Source organism: Pseudomonas sp. 5Ae-yellow (genome assembly GCF_014077575.1).
Lineage (GTDB): Bacteria > Pseudomonadota > Gammaproteobacteria > Pseudomonadales > Pseudomonadaceae > Halopseudomonas > Halopseudomonas neustonica.
In genome coordinates, this window is the sequence record NZ_JACGWE010000082.1 from 1 (window position 1) to 4,221 (window position 4,221).

4 protein-coding genes are annotated in these 4,221 nt (G+C 52.5%); 2 read left to right on the forward strand and 2 right to left on the reverse strand.

Annotated elements, in window-relative coordinates:
* Positions 1-49 precede the first annotated feature (49 nt).
* Complete coding sequence (locus H4J77_RS19100) at positions 50-583, reverse strand: REP-associated tyrosine transposase (protein ID WP_123889480.1); 534 nt, start codon at positions 581-583, stop codon at positions 50-52.
* Between the two features lie 467 nt (positions 584-1,050).
* On the opposite strand from H4J77_RS19100, the gene H4J77_RS19105 reads away from it, so the two are divergent.
* Positions 1,051-1,902, forward strand: a complete 852-nt coding sequence (locus H4J77_RS19105; RefSeq protein WP_123889479.1) for an NYN domain-containing protein — start codon at positions 1,051-1,053, stop codon at positions 1,900-1,902.
* A 224-nt stretch (positions 1,903-2,126) separates the two neighbouring features.
* A complete protein-coding gene (locus tag H4J77_RS19110; RefSeq protein WP_123889478.1) occupies positions 2,127-3,491 on the forward strand; it encodes a hypothetical protein in 1,365 nt (454 codons plus the stop codon).
* Between the two features lie 77 nt (positions 3,492-3,568).
* Here the strand turns inward: H4J77_RS19110 and H4J77_RS19115 are convergent.
* On the reverse strand, positions 3,569-4,221 hold a 653-nt coding region (locus H4J77_RS19115), incomplete at its 5' end, for a BRO family protein (RefSeq protein WP_259364936.1).

Consider the following 4,221-nt stretch of genomic DNA (forward strand, 5'->3'; position numbering starts at 1 on the left):
CGTTCCCACGCTCCGCGTGGGAATGCAGCCTGAGACGCTCCGCGTCCACTCAGTCCCAGCGATCAATCTCGATCAGCCCCTCTAGCCCCGCATAGTTCCGCGCGCTGGAGTAGCGCCAATGCTCAGGCGCATCCACATAGCCGCGTTTCACCGGATTGAGATGGATGTACTCCAGCTTCTGCCGCATCACGTCCGCGCTGCACACCAGTTCAGCATGACTGCCTTCCTGCCAGACCTGATAATCACGATCCTGCTTGTGCGCTCGTTTGGCAAAGCTTAGGCGCTGGAGGGTGGAATTGGCACCATGCTGCTCCAAGTGATTGAGCATCTGGCGCGCCGTATAGGACTTGAAGCCGCTGACGCATTTGGCCAGATCGGGTGCCTGGGCCACGTAGTGCAGATGGTTTTCTAGCACCACGTAACCGCACAGCTTAAGGTTCTGGTTAGCCTGCTGGTAACGCCAGCAGTCGAGCAGGATCTCGACCAGGGCAGGGCGGGTGAACAGCGGTAGCCACTCAACCACTGTGCAGGTTAGGAAGTGAGGCTTGTCCGGTTCAGTGATTACGTAACGGCTGCGGCCCATGGGATTCTTCCGTGAATCGGTTGGCTGGCGTGCGCGGCTGGTTTTAACACTGATGGAGCCGCGCTTTGCATTGGAGTCTAGCGCGAGATAGTCGTCGTAGCCACGCGGCTGAATGAGCTCGGTGGCTTGACTGGACGCAGAGCGTCCAAGACTGCGTTCCCACGCGGAGCGTGGGAACGATCAGAAACTCTGAGTGGAGGCCTTCATAAATTGCCGATGGTTCCCACGCTCTGCGTGGGAACCCGTCTGGTGACGCTCTGCTTCGCCAAGGCCTGAGTTCGCATGGTGCCTTGGGACTACGCAGAGCGTCCGAGGCGTCATTTTCACACTGGAGCGTGAGAACGATCATCAAGCGCAAACCTCAGCTTATTTTGCTGCTTTACCTATCGAAGCCTTCGGGATAACGTCGGGAGACGCAGCACTCAGGAATATGAAGCGCGCATGGGCTTCAATCAAACAGGGACGCCATGAATAACAATCCTCGATCCAACGCAGTTCAGGACTTCTCCAACGGCACCGATGTACCCGTCGCGGTGCTGGTTGATTGCGACAACGTGCCACCGGACATCCTTCCCTATGCCTTGCGCATGGCCGCTCAATTTGGCCGGGTCGCGTTACGCCGCGGCTACGGTAACCACGGCACCCTCGCAAATCGTTGGCAGGAGGCGCTGGTGCGACTGGCCTTTACGCCGCATCTGCAATATCAATACGCCTCCGGTAAGAACACGGCAGACATTGCCCTCGCCCTAGACGCGCTGGAAGCCATGTTTGACCACCGTGCAGAGACCTTCTGCCTGGTTACTAGTGATTCGGATTTTGCCTACCTTTGCCGCAAACTGCGCGAGCGTGGTGCACGAGTTTGCATAGTAGGTGAGAGCAAAACACCGGAGGCGTTACGCAACGCCAGCGACCTCTTTTTTGAGTGGACGCCAGGCGAGCCTGACGCAGATGTTAGTGCGGACTCTGCAGAAAAGTCACCGGCCAAAGAAGAGCCTGCTAGCAAGCCTAAAACCGCTAAAACAGACCAGACCAAAGAAGCAGCTAAGGAATCCAGCCACATAGCCGTAAAGCAGCGCCCTCGCTTTGTGGTGGAGGCGGTGTCTCTACTGGCCAGTGATACGTCTGAGGGTAAGGTCGGACTCGGTCCGCTAGGGGCCTATCTAAAGCGTACAGACCCCGCTTTTTCGCCTAAGAAATATGGGCACTCAGGCTTGTTAGATATGGTGAAGACGTATGATTTGTTAGAGTTGCAGATGGAGCCCGGCGGACATTGGTCCGTATGGTTGGCGGATAAAAACGCTGACGGGATTGGGGGTTAGCGACTTATTACTATTATTTGGAATCTCATTGCTGATGGTCCCCACGCTCTGCGTGGGAACCCGTCTGGTGACGCTCCGCGTCGCGGAGGTCGGCAATAGCTGCTTTGTTTTGGCGGCGCTTGTGAGAGTCAACTAAGGTAAAGCTATGTGAGCAGCTGATGGTTCTTTTTGTAGTTTGAAGTATCAGGCTGCAATGAAGTTGATTACAACAAGGACAAATGCGCATGGAACGGCCAGAGTACGTGGTGCAAGCCGAGGTAGCTCGTTTAATACCGGTGGTAGCTGATACAAACCGAGAACAAAGGGCGGCTTCTATATTTCTCGCCGCGTTGCGTGGGGTTTATGAATTTCGGCAGGTCATGTTTGCTTCACTCGGACACCGGGTCAGCGCTCGAGCCAGAATGGGAGCCTGGACTGAGGTTGCCTTGGAATGCGATCTCGACATTCCCAAGAAAGATCGCCCTGACGGTCTTGTTCAACTTGTGACCGGCAGTAAGCAATGGGCGGCTTTGATAGAAGCAAAGATAGGTAGCAACGAAGTAGGCGAAGAGCAGCTGAAACGTTATCTGCTCCAAGCAAAAAAGAATAAGATCGATGCGGTGATCACCATCACCAACCAGTTTGTTGCTTTGCCAAACCACCATCCAGTAAAAATCCCGAAGACGCTGCTCAAGGGCGTGGAACTCTATCATTGGTCTTGGATGTATGCTGTAACTCAGGCGACACTTTTGCTGGACTCAGGGGACATCACCTCGCCGGATCAGCGCTTTATTCTGGAAGAGGTTTTACGTTACTTCAGTCATGACTCGAGTGGAGCAACACGCTTCGACAGTATGAATCGTGAATGGAAGGAAGTCGTTGCCAAGGTAAAAAGTGGCGCCGTTCTGAGCAAGTCTACGGAAGAAGTGGAAAACACGGTTTCAAGTTGGCATCAAGAACAGCGCGACCTGTGTCTGGTTATGAGTCGCAAGCTTGGTAGGCAGATAAAACAGAAAATCAGTAAATCGCACCGCAACGATCCTGTTCAGCGGTTGAAAGACGACTGTGAGTTGCTGGCCAAGGAACACAAACTAACTTGCTGCCTAACGATCCCTGATGCTGCCGCCGATCTGGATATAACGGCTGACCTGACAAAGCGAACTATTACTTGCGCCATGCGTCTCGGCGCGCCGCAAGACAAAGTACGTAGCTCCGCAAGGGTGAACTGGCTGATTAAACAGGTTAGCAAAGCGAACGCGGACGGTTTTTACGTTAAAGCGATACGTCCCGGTCGTGCCGAAGAAACCCAAACACCATTGGCAACGCTCCTGGCAGATGGCAATGCTTTAGAAACCCTTTCTACCAATGTGGTGCCCAGCGCATTCGAGGTTTTCTATATGGCGGATTTAGGCGCTCGTTTCTCCGGCGCGAAAGTTTTTATAGAAGAGCTTGAGAAAGCTGTTCCGCATTTTTACCAAGAAGTTGGACAAAAGCTCAGAGCATGGGTAGCACCGCCACCAAAATTGCAGAAGCGTGACCCGGTGGAGGTTCTGAGTATTGAAGATAGTGAAGAAGCTGAGCAGGCGGCTATTGAGTCGACCGGCGACTGAAATTTTTACGTTGTGCCGGTTGCGAAAAATATATGCCGATGGTTTCCAAGCTCTGCGTGGGAACCATCGCAGTTCCGTTATCCGCGAATATTAGATATTGCTTTGTTTAGTACGAGCTCAGAGAACGATACCTCTTCGTGACCATCTTTCAGCACTTTGTGGCTGGGATGCCCTTCTTCCGCACTAATTTTTATACACCAGCCTCGAAGCAATTGTTCTTGAGACTTTTCTATTTCTAGCTGACGGCAATAGTCAGAGACAGTTAAATAATTCACCCCGTAATTTTGGTGTGTCGCTGTTGTGGATATTTTTTGGCTAAGCTCATTTAATCGGCGCTCAGTTTGTAGGAATCGTTCTTTCGTTTCACGCTCTAATCTTTCTCGCTCCTCAATTTCCTCAAGGAGTAGCATTACAGCTTTCTTTACTTCGGACCCCTGCTGAATCTTCGGCGGCGGATAGGTACCGTATCGCTGAATGGAGGGTAAAACTTCGTGAAATACCCACCGTTGAAATTTTTTACATGCTGGGCTGTTATCGCGAAGTATTATTCTGAAAAGCCCAGGTTGGGTTACAAATTGGGCATCCTGAGGGTTGTCTAATGCAATGGGGGTGTCATAAATTTTGTGTTTGGGCATAACATGTTGCAGCAGAGGACGCATGTATGCCGACCAAGAAGAAGCCGGGGCGTGAAGCCCCGCGAGACCTACCCGCAATTCCCAACGAACTGATA